The organism is Leptospira levettii (genome assembly GCF_002812085.1).
Classification (GTDB): domain Bacteria; phylum Spirochaetota; class Leptospiria; order Leptospirales; family Leptospiraceae; genus Leptospira_A; species Leptospira_A levettii.
The window spans coordinates 1119722-1133689 of the sequence record NZ_NPDM01000001.1 but is presented as its reverse complement, the minus strand read 5'-3'; the positions used below and the strand labels follow the sequence as shown (position 1 = coordinate 1133689).

The window sequence follows — 13968 nt, the reverse complement described above, 5'->3', positions numbered from 1 at the left end:
AATAAGGAGACTTAGAATGTTTCAAAATATGGGATTATATGACAGAGTCATTCGTGTTGTAGTGGGCCTTGTGTTAGGTGGATTGTATTTAGGTGGCGTTGTGGAAGGAACCACTGCAATTGTATTGTTCGTAATTGGTTTAGTGATGATTGCTACTTCAGCAATTGGATTTTGTCCAGCATACTTACCTTTTAAAATTTCAACCAAAGGAAAATAAAACAAAAATTTTCCCTTTGGTTGTCTACCAAATGATAACAACTCATTGAAAACAAAATGAGTTGTTCATTTTCGTTTTCGTAATCTCACCAAGACTTCATAATGATTGGTTCTTGGAAAAAAATCAAATAAACTCAAATGGTCCATTTCATATCCAATTTCTGTGAAGGAAATTACATCCCTGCGCAAAGTACTTGGATTACAGCTGGAATAAACAATCTCCCTTGGTTTTAGTATCGCTGCTGTTTCAATGATTCCTTTGGATAACCCAGCCCTTGGCGGATTTACAATCCATGTAGAATAAATTTTTAGATCTTTGGATAAATGTTTTTGGTACAAATCTAAAACCGTATATTGATACGTAGTGATTCCATTGGCTTTTGCATTTTGATTTGCGTATTCAATGCTTTTTTCATGCGATTCAATTCCATAAAGCGATTTGATTCTATCGCGTAAGGTAATCCCAATGGTACCACACCCACAAAACAGTTCCAAAACATTGGCATCCTTAGGTAACAAGGATTTGATTTTTTGAATCCAAGTTTCCAATAAAAATTGGTTAATTTGAAAAAATCCTTTGGCAGGAACTGTGAGTTTTGTACTTAAAAATTCAAACTTTGTTTCTTCTTTTTCATACAACACCACTGCGTTTTGAGACAAACGTAAGGAAAGGGAATTTGTATTCTTTTGGGTTTTTGAATCTTTGGATGGTTTGGGAAATCGGTTTTGTTTTGGTTTCTCATCGGAAAGGATACCAAAGTCGTTTGGATTTTCAATTAACAAACGTTTATCGACATTCTTACAATGAGTGGATGAATCAGGAATGATCCTGTGGGTATTTTTGGCAAAAAATCCGATTTGTCCACCTTCCACTTGCCATTGTACATTATTGCGATACCCAATACTTGGTCCAGTTACCACCTCTGCTTTTCCAATCCATTCGGGGAACATAAATTCCAATAGAGAAGCCTTCACTTTCACTTCCTCTTCGTAGGAAATATGCCGGTAACTACACCCTCCACATTCTAAATACACAGGGCAGTCAGAAGGTACCCTTAACGGTGAGGATTCAATCACTGCATCTACTGTTCCAAACCATTCCTTGTTACCTTGTTTGGTAAGAGTTATGTCTACAGTTTCACCTGGGATCCCACCATCTACAAACACAGCATGCCCATCATAGTGAGAAAGGATGTATCCACCGTTTACCCACTTTTCTAATTTTATCTGCAACTTTTCCATTCTTGTAGACCATTCATTGAATATTCATTTGACACTGCACTCGCATTTAACATAACGGATAGGTACTCTTGGAGAAGTGGCTGAGTGGTCTAAAGCAGCGGTCTTGAAAACCGTCGTGGTAATCCCACCGTGGGTTCGAATCCTACCTTCTCCGAGTCGCTGGAGACGTGCCTGAGTGGCCGAAAGGAGCGGTTTGCTAAACCGTCGTACGAGCAATCGTACCCAGGGTTCGAATCCCTGCGTCTCCGATGATACCGCCATGAAATTCACCCAATTCAAAGAACAAATCCAGAAACTTAAGACCTACCTTCTGACTGATGAAGCGGCAAAAATTTTTGCAGCTCTACCTTTGTATTTTTCCTGGGTTCCCATTTTTACTTGGAAACGCCAATTTCCTGAATTTGTGACTGTTTCTTTGTATTCTGCGGTTAATACTTGTTTGTTTTTAGTTGGAATTGTTCTCGCACAAGTCCTATCACTCCTCCCTTTTGTGGGACTTTACCTCGCAACTACCCTACATCTTATTTCTGTTCTACTTTATCTAGGAATTGCGGGATTTTTGATTTACTCCATCCGCTTGCAAAAAACCATAGTGATACCCGTTCTTTCGGACTGGGTAAAAATGCTCCAAGCATTCATTGCGCCCATAGCTCAACTGGATAGAGTATCTGACTACGGATCAGAAGGTTAGAGGTTCAAATCCTCTTGGGCGCGCGTGGACATCTATGAATCGTTTTTAGAACGATATTCAATAGAAATCACCAAACATAAAAACGAAATCCCTTCCTATTCTGAGATTTTAACAAAAGAGGGAAACTTGGTTTCCTCTTCGTTTAATTCCGTCGAACAAACATTAAATCCAACAAAACACAGTGAAATTTTAGCCATAGAGGCTGCACTCACTCTCACCTATGGACGTTACCTTTCGGAGCATATTTTACTGACAGCCCTCGAACCATGTTTACTCTGTGCGGGTGCTATTTTACGAGTGAAACTTCCAGAGGTAGTCTACTTTGTTCCTGCAAAACCAGGAGAAGGGATTTCCTCTTACACAACAGAATCCATTTATCTCTTGAACCATTTTCCGAAATGCACACTCATACCAAAGTCGCACATAAAATTTGAATTTCTTAGTTTTTTCAAAGAGAAAAGGTAGAATTCCTAAGACCGTTTCTTTTTATGGAAGGCAGTAGAAATCACTGGAGAGATGTCAGAGTGGTCTATTGTGCATGCTTGGAAAGCATGTGTGCCAAAAGCACCCCGGGTTCGAATCCCGGTCTCTCCGCCACTTTTTCCGCCCTCAACTCCCTAAAATTGCACCACACTTAGAAATTATTTCATTGCTTCCAAGCCGTGAATTTTCATACTCAAAGGGAAATCCAAAATTCAAATCTTATAAAAAGTAAAACAAAGAACTAAATGAGCGAAAACCACCAAGTACTCTTTCGAAAATACCGACCACAGTTCTTTCGGGATGTGATTTACCAAGACCTTGCAGTTGGTTCTTTACAAAACGCATTTAAATCGAAAAAAATTGGACATGCTTATATCTTCATAGGGCCAAGAGGTGTTGGAAAAACAACGATTGCAAGGATCCTTGCAAAAAGGCTTAACTGTGAACGCCCAGATGGAGTTGAACCTTGTAATGAGTGTACTTCTTGTTTAGAAATCACTAAGGGTAATTCAAATGATGTTTTTGAAATTGATGCGGCATCCAACAGTGGCGTTGATAATATCCGTGAATTAAGAGAAAATGTAAAATTCAATGCGATGGGGGGAAAGTACCGCGTATATATTTTGGACGAGGTACATATGCTCAGTGGAGCTGCTTTCAATGCGCTTCTCAAAACATTAGAAGAACCTCCTGCCCATGTCGTTTTTATTTTAGCAACAACTGAGTATCATAAAATCCCTGAAACTATTTTATCACGTTGCCAAGATTTTCATTTCCGAAAAGTACCAGTTACCGTTCTACAATCCTATATCGAGACACTTTGTACAAAGGAAGGACTTAAATACGATTCAGAAGGTTTATTTTGGATCGCTAAAAAAGGTGATGGTTCTGTACGAGATACCTTATCCTTTATGGAACAAGCAGTTATTTTCACTGATGGAAATTTAACAGGTGCTAAACTTAGAAAAATGATTGGGTATCATGGAATTGATACCTTTACTGATTTTCTTAACCAACTCATTGATACTTCACAAAGTGCTCAAATCTTCGAAACCTTAGAAAATTTATTCCAAGCAGGCATTGATCTTAGTAAATTCATTTGGGATTTCATTGAATTTTTGAATTCACTCCTTCTCATCAAAGACAATTTAGCGGATCGCGAATCGATTAATATCCCTCAAGAAGACTTACAAAAACTCAAACAAAACTACCGCGAACTTGATCGTGAAATTTTAGTGTTACTTGCCGAACGTATTTTTTCCATTCATGAAAAATTGAATTTAATGAAACTTAGAAGTTCCTATGAGATGAAAGTGTATCTGGAAATTCAGTTTCGAAAATTAATTTTGGATAGAGAGAAACCAAGTGTTTCAGGTTTATTAGCCAAAATATCAGAATTAACAAAACTTGTACAGGGAGACATTAGTATCCTTCCTGATTCGATTGAACCACTTAAAAAACAAATCCAAACACCTAGTCCTACTCAGGCAAAACCGGATCCTAACAATAACTCACAAACAAACACAAAAATTGATTCACCAACACCTGAAACGAAGGCACAAATTTCTAGTCCTCCTGCATTGGAAAAAAATACAAATACCAAAGAAACGAATCCAAGTGGAAATCAACCAGAGGATATGGAGAAATTATTAAAAGAAAAATTCTCCGGTATGGAAGTGGATCCAAAACAATTTAAAAATTTATAAGTCCAAAGGTTAGTATGGGAATTTTTGACCAAATGAAACAGATGCGAGAAGCATTTTCGCAACTGGGAAACATCAAAGAGAAACAAGAGGAACTTCAAAAACGCCTCGCTCAGATTCGTGTTACTGCTTCAGCGGGAGCAGGAATGGTGGAAGTCACAGCGTCCGCAGATGGAACTCTTACAAATTTAAATATCAATCCTATCATGTTCAATGCGGATGATAAAAAGATGTTAGAAGATTTGATTTTATCTGCAACCAATGAAGTACAAAGAAAAGCAAAAGAAACCATGGCACACGAAATGAAAAATGTCTTAGGTTTTAATCCAAGCGATTTTGAAGGTGTCTTCAATCAAATCCAAAAGGATGGAGGGTTTCCTCCTGTCTGATCCACAATTCCAAAAACTAATCCAAGCATTTTCAAGTCTTCCTGGAATTGGAAAAAAAAGTGCTACACGTATTGGATTTCATATATTACGAATGGACCCAAGTACATTCCAGTCATGGTTACAACATATTGAAGAGGCAAAAACCAAACTTCGATTTTGTGATGAGTGTGGCGGACTTACAGAAGAACCTATATGTTCCATCTGTTTATCAGACCGAAGGGATAATGCAATTCTTTGTGTTGTGGAGCAACCTGAAGATATTTTTTTCATCGAAAATACAAAAGAATACTCTGGAAAATACCATGTTCTGAACGGAGCCATTTCTCCTTTAGATGGAATTGGACCTGAACAATTACGAATTAAACAATTAATGCATCGTTTAGATATGGGTGAAATTAAGGAAGTTCTCATCGCAACCAATCCAACTCTCGAAGGGGATGCAACTGCATCTTACCTATCAACAGTCATTAAACCGATGGAAATCAAAATTACTAGAATTGCTCACGGAATTACGATCGGTGGGACTTTGGAATATTCTGACCAATATACATTAGGAAAAGCAATCAAGTCTCGATTGACTTTATAATCATTTTATCTGGATCAAAGTAGTTTCGATCTACTTTGATTCTACAATTTCAAATTCTAATTTTTCACCTAAAAAATGGAATTTCACTTTCCTTTCAATTTCGAAATAACCAGCAATCGAAATATAAATCAATACAATGTAGAGAAATATCGAAATAGTTTTGCGATATCGAAACTTATAACCTAACATCTGAATGAAGATCATTACTAAAAAAAAGCTATGGAGCAACACAAATTGATAATTTTTTAAATAGGGTGTTTCGTAGTAATGATCTGCTTTTTGTGTGATAATTTCTACTTCTGTCGGATGATTGAATATCTTAGAAAAATAGAGATATAAAGATGAAATCTCATCATTCCTTCTGAATTCTTGACAAATTTCTTTATTTCCATCTACGAGAAACTCTTTCTCTAACTCATTTGCCACCAAATAAAAGGCAGGTTCATGAATTGGTTGTATGTTTTTCAAAGAGGCAAAACAAGTTTCACGATCTTTAGAAAAAGATATATATTGAACCGAACCCTTAACTTCGATATTATCTAGATAACAAAGATCGATCAAAAATAAAGTTTCGAAAGTTAATGAAAAAAGAGTCAGGATTTTTAAAAATGAAATTTGCTTGAACATAAGATACCAAAGAGTTTGTTTTTGATTTCCATTAAAACCTGTGTTCAAACACTATAAACGCTTCTCGTAACACACGCCCATATTTTGAATCTAATAAAACAAATAGAGCATCACCCGCAACAAAGTAACCCGAACGAAAGATAATTTGAAAATCTGATGTTACATTGTAACGAATGTTAAAATTATATTCCATACCCATGTATGTGGAAGTGCGATAACCATTCCTTTCACTAAATTCTCGGTTAATTTTAATCTCGGGAGATTTTGTTGCCCAAAGTTGGTAATATCCAAGCGTAAATTGATATGGACCAAAAGCGATGATATTAGAATACAAACCATACTCATTCAAACCAGAAAAACTGGATCCATTGAATAAGGCATAACCACCAGTGAAGTCCGTTGCAATGTTGGAAATGGAAAATCCTGGTGCAAGAGTTCTATAACCATTGCCTTTTAAATTTGCTTCCTGACCATTTGCATCGTAACCTGGTCGGCCTGTTGTTCCTAAAGCGATTAGATTAAAATTTAATGATTCATTCCAACGGTATGTAAATTGAAAGTCATACATTCCACCTTTTACAAAATGCCTTTGCGTTGTGTTATAAATTGTTACATCGTTTGTATCATTAACTGGCTTTAATTTTTTTACAGTCCCTGTATTTAAAATTCCATGCACAATGAAAGAAAATTTTTGGAAATTAAATTCATTGTGTAAACCATACCATGCAAGCCTTGCTGTCTCATTATCTGATTTATCATTATCATCCAAAAAGTATGCATACACTTCATTTCTGATATTCCTAAAGTATTCGAATTTTAAACGATTGTAGTAGATATTCGAACTTTGATAATTTTTATCAGCAAAACCATTTTTATCAACATCCAAAAAACTTTGGTCCCTTGCCCGAAGGATACCCCCTTCTAATGATAACCGTAGGAATTGGAAATTTTTTAGAATACTAACACCAGTTCCTGTAGAAAATAGTACGCGGCCTTGCGCAGAACTAAATAATTGTTGTCCGACCTTAATAAATAAACCGGATTCAGGAATTCTAAAATTTAAGTATAAAAAGTTTGTTTGTACGTTAACGGCAGCTGTTCGTCCACGTTCCCCACCAGAACCTGGACCAACTAAACCAGGATCAAATCCATCAGGCCCAGTTGACCTTAATCCTCTACCTCCAAACGGAATATCACCAACTTGCATCCCCCAAATCCCTTCCACATATTTGTTTGCAGAAAAACTCATGTTATATAAAAAACGTGAGTCGTAATAACTAACGTCTTCTTTCCGTGGTGTGATTTGACTTGGTAATCCTTTTTGTCTTCTTTCTAAATCATTTTGAATTGTTTGTTGTTCCGATTGTAATCGTTCGGTATTTTCCTTTTCTAAATTGGTAATCGGAGTAACTGGCGTTTTACGTTCAAGCAAAACATCTCGTCCCACATTCGTTGCGCGGACACGAAACGAACCATTAAAATTCATAATAGTTCTTTGTGACTCTTCTTCTTGCGAATATAGAAATCCCAATGGAATTACAAACAAAATACAAACTGTCAGTAAACGAGCTAACATCTTCAGATTATTCTTTTTTTACCCATTTGTTTGATTTAAAGTATTTGTTAATCAACTGTTGGATTTTGCCTGTTCGTTTCAGTTCCTTAATAAAAAAGTTTAAGTTATAAAGGAATTCAATATCTCTTTTTGCAATCGCCATACTGATATGATCTTCTTGTACCACACCTAAAATCGGTAAGTAATTGGCTCGTAGTGAAGAATCTTTTTGCAGTAGTGCTTGGATGTAAAATGAATCAGCTACAAATGCATTTACATTATTTTTCTTTAATTCGTTTAAGGCTGCTTCATTTGTGAAATAAGAAAAAACTTGAGCCTTTGGAAATGCATCTCGTAAAAATTGATGGTTGGAACTATTTGCTAAAACTGAATAGGAAATTCCTGTAATGTTAGTTAAATCATTTAAATTTCTAAAAAGTTGTACTGTTACAATTTGACCTTCCGGTTCTGGTGGAAGCGCTGTACGATTGACTAATGCTGCGGGTGTCGAGATTAAGTATGGATCAGTAAAATAAACATCTCGGAATCGATTGATAGAAGAAGAAATTCCAGCCATAGCGATTTGGCTATCTCCTTTTTCCAACATACGAGCGTGTTGGTCAAAGGTACGTAATGGAATTATCTTTAAATCAACATCTAAAAATTTTGCATATTCTTGAGCCAATTCAACATCTAGTCCAGGAAAATCTTCATTTGGATTTTCTATGTAAAATGGATCGTAAAATTCATTAACAGAAACTGTTAGTGTTTTGGTTTTTTTAATTTTTTCCAACGTTGGACTAGATTGTCCCATTAGCAATGTTGGGACAAATAGAATGGCTACCAATATTTTCCAAACAAATCGAAGGTAATTAGGGAACATCCAATTAACCTTCTTTTTGGAAATAGAAACGGCAAGGAAAAATTAAGGATTTAGTAGGACAAATTCTGTTCGTCGATTTTTTTTCGATGAAACTTCATCTGTCCCTTGCACCACTGGTTGTGTTGGACCTTTTCCTTCTGTCACCAACCGGTTGGGATCAACTCCTTTAGAGACTAAATATTGTTTTACGGATTCAGCTCTTTCTTTTGATAAAATCATGTTGTCCTCAAAAGTACCAGTTAGGTCAGTATGTCCTATGATTTTCATTTTTTGTTCGGAATTTTCATGAAGGTAATCAACGATTGAATCCAAGGGAACTGATGATTCTGATTTTAATAAGGAAGATGCTCTTTCAAAATAAACAGAATCCAGTGAAATTTTCTTCGTTTCTTCTAGTTTCTTTTGAACCAAATTTTCCTGTTTGGGAACTGATGCTGTGAATATATCAAATGATTTTCCTTCCACTCGCCGGCAAAATAGGAAGGTTTTTTTCACCTGCTGATAAACAATATAGGCTTCATCTTCAGATGAATTGATAGGACTTCCTAAATTCTCTACATCAGTAAATGTTTCCCCTTCCATTTTTGCCATATACAAATCAAATCCGCCAAATCCACCAGGACGGTTGGAGGAGAAAAAAAGAATTTTACCATCATCATTGAAAGCAGCAGCAATCGTTGCATGTTGGTCATTGATAGGTGATGGCAATAGTTTTGGTTTGGTCCATTGATTATTCTGAAACTGACTATAATATATTTTTGCTAAGTTTGGTTTTCCAAAAGGGTATCGTGTAAAAAGGAGAGTGTCACCTAACAAATGAGGATTTTCTTCAATTTCCTCTGTATTGATAGGGGAAGGTAAAGGGGTAGGAACGGACCAAGTTTTTCCATTCCAATTTGAGACGTACAAATCTCTTGAAATACCTATTTTTCCATCGGCTAATATCACTTCAATGGAACCATCTCGATTTGATGAAAGTAGAATCATTTTTCCGTCGCGGGTGATAAACGGACTTTGGTCATCAAATGGGGAATTTAAAATACTGACTTCTTCAGGAAAATCCCATGTTCCATCCTTCTTACGTTCTGATTTGAAAATTTCTGTATAACTACGTTCCGCTCGTTTCGAATAAAAATATAAAGTTTTTGCATCGGGAGTCATCGTTGGACCAAACTCCTGAAACTCAGAATTGATAGGCCCTCGAATCGGACTGACAACTAAAGTATTTTCACCTTCACTTGTTTGTCCCAGTACAGATGAAGTTAAAAGTGATGTAAGTAACAAACCAACCATCCATTGGCTGAGTTTTGAATGATTCAAAAATTGAAGGGATTTAATTGTTATTCGTTTATAAATTGTCGAAGGTGCGCTAATTGTAGCTCGTTTAAATGCAATCGTCAGTGAATTAAACGTAGTTTGTTTAAATTTCTTAGCTGGTAAGTTAAATCTGTTTCGTTTATTTCCCCATCCAGAGTTTATCATCGCACAGCGTTTAAAACCAAACTCAAGGGTGATATTGGCTATGGATTTCTTTGCTACAAAATTAGGGTTTAGAGGACAAAGTGGATTGGGCATTTGACACCTCGGTCATCTGCCCAAAAATTCTTATCGGATATATTGTTTTAACACATCCGGAATTTGGAAGGTTCCATCTTCTAATTGGTAGTTTTCAATCACTGCGGCCAGTGTTCGACCGATCGCAAGACCAGAACCATTCAAAGTATGGACGAGCAGGTTTTTTCCTTCCTTTGACTTGTATCGAATTTTTCCTCTTCTTGCTTGATAGTCTTTGAAGTTAGAAACTGAGGAAATTTCCATAAATCGCCCAAGTCCAGGCATCCATACTTCAATATCAAATGTTTTGGACGAAGCACTCGACATATCTTTGCTACAAAGTAACATAACTCGATATGGCAGATTTAATTTTTGCAAAATAGATTCTGCATCTTTTAACATCTTTTCGTGTTCTTCCACTGATGTCTCAGGTTCTACAAATTTAACAAGTTCGACTTTCTGGAATTGGTGTACACGCACAAGCCCACGTGTATCTCTTCCATAGGATCCAGCTTCTCTTCTAAAACAGGATGTGTGAGCACAAACAGAGATAGGTAATTCTTTTTCTTGGATGATTTCATCGCGGTAGTAGTTGGTGAGAGGGACTTCTGCCGTCGGAATGAGATTTAATCCATCTTTTTCCAAGCGATAAAAATCTTCGGCAAACTTTGGAAGTTGACCAGTTGCTGTCATCGATTCGTCGTTCACAAGAACAGGGACCCACATTTCTTCATATCCATTCTCAGATGTATGAGTATCGAGCATTAAATTCATTAAAGCACGTTCTAATTTTGCACCTAAACCTCGATAGGTGTAAAATCGTGCGCCGGAAAGTTTGACCCCTCTTTCAAAATCAAAAATTCCTAGTTTTTCTCCAATATCGAAATGAGTTTTTGCTTCAAAAGATTGTTTTTTAATTTCACCCCATTGTCTGACTAGAACGTTATCTTCTTCCGACTTACCTTCGGGAACTGAAGGATCTAATAAATTAGGAAGACCTAAATTAAGTTCGTGTAAAGATTCTTCTTCTTTTGAAAGTTCTTCTTCGATTGCTTTGATGCGATCTCCAACTCCTTTCATCGAATTTGAAATTTCTGTTATATCTTTCCCTTGTGATTTCTGAATTCCAATTTCTTTAGAAACTCGGTTTCGTTCTGCACGTAGTTCTTCGACTTCTAATTTTAATCTTCTTTGTTTTTCTGAAACAGATTTAATTTTTGCTTCAATGTCAGTTGAGACTACACCACGTTTTTGTAAAGTGGAGAGAAGTTCTTCTGGATTTTGAACAATACGATTGATATCAAGCATGGTGGTAAGCCTTTCTTTCTGTAAATTTTAATGAATTTTTGTAAATACGTTCTGCTACTTCAGCATTAGGTTCTGTTCGTAATGAATACATTTTCTCTAATACAAATGGCAAATGTGAGGAATCATTTCGTTTCCCACGATGAGGCATTGGTGATAAAAATGGTGCATCTGTTTCGATCAAAATAGATTCGAGTGGAATTTTTTTTGCGGCTTCTTGGATATCTACCGCTGATTTAAAAGTAACAATTCCTGAAAAAGAAATATAATACCCAAGATCAACAAATTGTTTTGCAGCTTCGTAATCGTAAGTAAAACAATGGATCACTCCAAATGCTTTTGTTTTAAATTCTTTTAGAGCTTCATAGGTATCTTGATAAGCATCTCGTGAATGGATGACAACGGGCATTTTGTACTCGGAAGAAAAATCTAAAAACTTTCGCAATACATCATTTTGTTGGGAACGTGTACTTGCGTCATGATATAAATCCACTCCAATTTCACCAATTGCTGCAAACTTAGGATCAAACATTCGGGATTTGGCTAACTCTAAAATTTGATCTGCATTCGGAAACTCATGGGTTTCTGTTGGGTGACAACCAATCGAATACGATATTTTTAATGAATCTGTTGAATGCGTTTCTGAAATACGAACTGCTTCGTTTGAACTAGGCAAATCAATCCCAATTTGAACCAATTGGTCTACTCCTGCCATTCGGGATTTCTCCAGGGTTTCTTCGATACTTTGTCCTTGTTCTCGAATTATGTCTAGGTGGCAATGTGTGTCGATCAACGAATATCCCATAAATAGCAAGATTTGTAATTTCCACTGGATGAAAATGAAAATTCAATCGAAAGATATAGTGGGTAGATTAACTTTTGTTTAAATCAACGTAGGTCTATAACGAACGTGGAAGTAAAACAAAGACTACATTTAATTTTTTACCGACTTCGGTATAAAGTCCAGGAATGGAAGCTTAAGTTATCCCAACGTTATGAGGATTTGGACAAAAAAGGTCGTGAAAAACTGACCATCATGGTCATTCCTCACACTGACCGCAAAACGATTAACTTTGTCATCTCTTACAAAGCCATTTCTATCTTCATTGGAATCATGGTTGTGTTACTTGTCATCAGTGCGGTAAACGTTTTATCTCATAGTGGATCCATCCACCAACTCACCGAACTCAATTTAACTAACAAAGACTTTATTAGACAATCTTCCAAGATGAAAGAAGAGGTAAACTCTCTTCATGAAACCATCCAATACTATTATGATCGAATCTCTAATCTTTATATCAAATTAGGTGGAGATCCATCTCGAGTATCAAAAGGGATGGGTGGACAAGCAGGTCAATTCCTTGCCTTACAAGGAACACCTCAAACTGACATTACTGATGAGTCCTTTCGCATCAAAGAAGACATTCACAATTTAAAATTATCTTCCGAACTTTCTGAAGAGATCATCAAACTCATCAAAAAAAGAAAGAGCATCATCAAAAACACACCATCGATTTGGCCTACCAAAGGGTATGTGCTTTTCCCTTTTGGAAAATACATCTCACCGATTACTGGCAAAGAAGAAATCAATCGTGGTTTGGATATTGGATCCTTTCCAGGAGCAGAAGTCATTGCTACAGCACCTGGTTTAGTGTTTGATACTGGTTATTCACCAGCGACTGGATATTATGTAAAAATATCCCACAGATTTGGTTGGAAAACGATCTACTCAAATTTAGATCGAATCCGTGTGAAGAAAAACGAAAAACTCTCAAAAGGTGACATTCTTGGATATGTCGGAAAATCTCCTGAAAATCCGATTTACCACCTTCATTATGAAGTACATGTTGGTACCCAAGCGTTGAATCCGTTTTCGTTTCTCAACCAAATCCAAGAATAATGTCGAATCCATCAACAGAAGAAGAATTTTTAGTTAATAGCATCATCGGAGAAGGGGCTGAATTCACAGGTGAATTTAAGTTCCCGGGTCTCATTCGTATCGATGGAAAATTCCGTGGAGTGCTCGAAACCACAGGAAAGGTCCTTATTGGAAAGTCCGGAATCGTCGATACTGATATCAAAGCACGAGTTGTGGTTGCTGGTGGAGAAATCCGCGGAAATATTTATGCAACAGAACGTGTAACACTACTTTCTAGCTGCCGATTAGAAGGGGACATTGTCACTCCTCGCCTCATCGTGGAAGAAGGTGTTGTGTTTCATGGGAAATGTACGATTAACCCCACTCGTCATTAGGCGGGTTTATGATCATCCAAAACAACAACCCTAAGTCAGTTTCGACTCAGGCAAAAAAAGGTTCCAAAGAAAAACTAGCTACTTCCTTTGTTCCCGTTGATGAAGCCAAACAAAGTTTTTTAGAAATTTTAGAATCCATAGTTCCAGCGGGTAAAGAAGAAACAAGAGAGCTGAATGAACTTTGGAAAGATTTACCTGATCTAGAAAAAGATCTCATCAAAGACCCCAATCACAAAAACCTCGAATCCTACAAGAAGCACATCAAACAAATTGCTGAACTCATTCTCAAAAAAAACTACAAAGTAATGCAAGCACCCCAACGCGGACGTAATGACCAAAAAGACGTTCGTTATGTGAAGGTAGTGGACGAAAAATTGGATCTTTTGGCAAAAACCATGTTTTCGCCCAACAACAGTGCTTTTGTTATTTTGAAACAATTAGATGAAATCAGAGGTCTACTCATTGATCTAAAAGGATAATT

General features: G+C 36.6%; 15 protein-coding genes and 4 tRNA genes. 12 read left to right on the top strand and 7 right to left on the bottom strand.

The features are described 5' to 3' along the window. The first annotated feature begins 16 nt into the window (after positions 1–16). Positions 17–217 (top strand): YgaP family membrane protein, encoded by a 201-nt coding sequence (locus CH354_RS05270; RefSeq protein ID WP_100716100.1) that lies wholly within the window; start codon positions 17–19, stop codon positions 215–217. Between the two features lie 65 nt (positions 218–282). On the opposite strand, the gene CH354_RS05265 is transcribed toward CH354_RS05270, so the two are convergent. After that, entirely contained in the window at positions 283–1458 is a 1176-nt protein-coding gene (locus tag CH354_RS05265) for a class I SAM-dependent RNA methyltransferase (protein ID WP_100725629.1), read from the bottom strand. A 70-nt stretch (positions 1459–1528) separates the two neighbouring features. Here CH354_RS05265 and CH354_RS05260 point away from each other — a divergent pair. The 8 genes from CH354_RS05260 (at position 1529) to recR (ending at position 5310) form a co-directional block, all read left to right on the top strand. Next, positions 1529–1612, top strand: a tRNA-Ser gene (locus tag CH354_RS05260). Positions 1613–1619: 7 nt separating this feature from the next. Beyond that, a tRNA-Ser gene (locus tag CH354_RS05255) sits at positions 1620–1706 on the top strand. Between the two features lie 392 nt (positions 1707–2098). Further along, a tRNA-Arg gene (locus CH354_RS05250) sits at positions 2099–2172 on the top strand. A gap of 1 nt (position 2173) precedes the next feature. Then, positions 2174–2614, top strand: a complete 441-nt coding sequence (locus CH354_RS05245) for a nucleoside deaminase (protein WP_100725628.1) — start codon at positions 2174–2176, stop codon at positions 2612–2614. A gap of 45 nt (positions 2615–2659) precedes the next feature. Then, a tRNA-Ser gene (locus CH354_RS05240) sits at positions 2660–2746 on the top strand. A 131-nt stretch (positions 2747–2877) separates the two neighbouring features. Continuing rightward, positions 2878–4338, top strand: a complete 1461-nt coding sequence (dnaX, locus tag CH354_RS05235; protein ID WP_100725627.1) for a DNA polymerase III subunit gamma/tau — start codon at positions 2878–2880, stop codon at positions 4336–4338. Between the two features lie 20 nt (positions 4339–4358). Beyond that, on the top strand, positions 4359–4724 hold the full coding sequence (locus CH354_RS05230; RefSeq protein ID WP_174705084.1) for a YbaB/EbfC family nucleoid-associated protein: 366 nt from the start codon (positions 4359–4361) through the stop codon (positions 4722–4724). Beyond that, positions 4702–5310, top strand: a complete 609-nt coding sequence (gene recR, locus CH354_RS05225) for a recombination mediator RecR (protein ID WP_100725626.1) — start codon at positions 4702–4704, stop codon at positions 5308–5310. The genes CH354_RS05230 and recR overlap by 23 nt, the downstream gene beginning before the upstream one ends. Positions 5311–5340: 30 nt before the next feature. On the opposite strand, the gene CH354_RS05220 is transcribed toward recR, so the two are convergent. The 6 genes from CH354_RS05220 to CH354_RS05195 all read right to left on the bottom strand — a co-directional run bounded on the left by CH354_RS05220 (position 5341) and on the right by CH354_RS05195 (position 12039). After that, positions 5341–5937, bottom strand: coding sequence for a hypothetical protein (locus CH354_RS05220; RefSeq protein ID WP_125172366.1), 597 nt, complete (start codon positions 5935–5937; stop codon positions 5341–5343). Between the two features lie 31 nt (positions 5938–5968). Next, positions 5969–7513 (bottom strand): alginate export family protein, encoded by a 1545-nt coding sequence (locus CH354_RS05215; RefSeq protein WP_100725624.1) that lies wholly within the window; start codon positions 7511–7513, stop codon positions 5969–5971. A gap of 7 nt (positions 7514–7520) precedes the next feature. Continuing rightward, complete coding sequence (locus CH354_RS05210; protein ID WP_100725623.1) at positions 7521–8375, bottom strand: substrate-binding periplasmic protein; 855 nt, start codon at positions 8373–8375, stop codon at positions 7521–7523. Positions 8376–8417: 42 nt separating this feature from the next. Beyond that, entirely contained in the window at positions 8418–9668 is a 1251-nt protein-coding gene (locus CH354_RS05205; RefSeq protein WP_100725951.1) for an OmpA family protein, read from the bottom strand. Between the two features lie 312 nt (positions 9669–9980). After that, complete coding sequence (gene serS, locus CH354_RS05200; protein ID WP_100725622.1) at positions 9981–11237, bottom strand: serine--tRNA ligase; 1257 nt, start codon at positions 11235–11237, stop codon at positions 9981–9983. After that, positions 11230–12039 (bottom strand): TatD family hydrolase, encoded by an 810-nt coding sequence (locus tag CH354_RS05195; protein WP_207762628.1) that lies wholly within the window; start codon positions 12037–12039, stop codon positions 11230–11232. Before CH354_RS05195 ends, serS begins: the two co-directional genes overlap by 8 nt. Before the next feature lie 105 nt (positions 12040–12144). Between CH354_RS05195 and CH354_RS05190 the strand changes: the two genes are divergently transcribed. From CH354_RS05190 to CH354_RS05180, 3 genes are read left to right on the top strand one after another with little or no spacing between them, the layout of a single operon-like run. Then, complete coding sequence (locus CH354_RS05190; protein WP_100725620.1) at positions 12145–13134, top strand: M23 family metallopeptidase; 990 nt, start codon at positions 12145–12147, stop codon at positions 13132–13134. After that, positions 13134–13487 carry a bactofilin family protein gene (locus CH354_RS05185; protein WP_012390385.1) on the top strand — a complete coding sequence of 118 codons (354 nt, stop codon included), beginning with the start codon at positions 13134–13136 and terminating at the stop codon, positions 13485–13487. Before CH354_RS05190 ends, CH354_RS05185 begins: the two co-directional genes overlap by 1 nt. Positions 13488–13495: 8 nt before the next feature. Next, positions 13496–13966, top strand: a complete 471-nt coding sequence (locus CH354_RS05180; protein ID WP_100725619.1) for a YaaR family protein — start codon at positions 13496–13498, stop codon at positions 13964–13966. Positions 13967–13968: the final 2 nt, after the last annotated feature.

Coding starts and splice junctions, on each gene's coding strand:
- CH354_RS05270 (WP_100716100.1), top strand. CDS start 17: ATGTTTCAAAATATGGGATTATATGACAGAGTCATTCGTGTTGTAGTG.
- CH354_RS05195 (WP_207762628.1), bottom strand. CDS start 12,039: ATGGGATATTCGTTGATCGACACACATTGCCACCTAGACATAATTCGA.
- CH354_RS05180 (WP_100725619.1), top strand. CDS start 13,496: ATGATCATCCAAAACAACAACCCTAAGTCAGTTTCGACTCAGGCAAAA.
- CH354_RS05265 (WP_100725629.1), bottom strand. CDS start 1,458: ATGGAAAAGTTGCAGATAAAATTAGAAAAGTGGGTAAACGGTGGATAC.
- serS (WP_100725622.1), bottom strand. CDS start 11,237: ATGCTTGATATCAATCGTATTGTTCAAAATCCAGAAGAACTTCTCTCC.
- CH354_RS05185 (WP_012390385.1), top strand. CDS start 13,134: ATGTCGAATCCATCAACAGAAGAAGAATTTTTAGTTAATAGCATCATC.
- CH354_RS05205 (WP_100725951.1), bottom strand. CDS start 9,668: ATGGTTGGTTTGTTACTTACATCACTTTTAACTTCATCTGTACTGGGA.
- CH354_RS05215 (WP_100725624.1), bottom strand. CDS start 7,513: ATGTTAGCTCGTTTACTGACAGTTTGTATTTTGTTTGTAATTCCATTG.
- CH354_RS05210 (WP_100725623.1), bottom strand. CDS start 8,375: ATGTTCCCTAATTACCTTCGATTTGTTTGGAAAATATTGGTAGCCATT.
- dnaX (WP_100725627.1), top strand. CDS start 2,878: ATGAGCGAAAACCACCAAGTACTCTTTCGAAAATACCGACCACAGTTC.
- CH354_RS05220 (WP_125172366.1), bottom strand. CDS start 5,937: ATGTTCAAGCAAATTTCATTTTTAAAAATCCTGACTCTTTTTTCATTA.
- recR (WP_100725626.1), top strand. CDS start 4,702: ATGGAGGGTTTCCTCCTGTCTGATCCACAATTCCAAAAACTAATCCAA.